Source organism: Cupriavidus sp. SIMBA_020 (assembly GCF_046535395.1).
Lineage (GTDB): Bacteria > Pseudomonadota > Gammaproteobacteria > Burkholderiales > Burkholderiaceae > Cupriavidus > Cupriavidus campinensis.
Genome location: NZ_JAWRWU010001715.1, coordinates 1 through 234, shown reverse-complemented (window position 1 = coordinate 234; position 234 = coordinate 1). Strand labels below are relative to the sequence as shown.

Below are 234 nucleotides of genomic sequence, written 5' to 3'. Positions count from 1 at the left end.
GCCCAGGGCCTGCAGGAACGCGCCCGCGCCGCCGGCCTGGCGTTTTCGGCCGATTCGGTCGGCGGCATGTTCGGCATCTACTTCAGCGACAAGGTGCCGGCCACGTTCGCCGAGGTCTCGGCCTGCGATACGGCGCGCTTCAACCGCTTTTTCCACGCCATGCTGGACCACGGCGTGCATTTCGCGCCGTCGGCGTTCGAGGCCGGCTTCGTCTCGGCCACCCACGACGACGCC

The 234-nt window shown here is 69.7% G+C and carries 1 pseudogene; it reads left to right on the top strand.

What is annotated here, in order from left to right:
• Positions 1–234: pseudogene (locus SB751_RS35470) on the top strand (aspartate aminotransferase family protein); the annotation flags it as partial.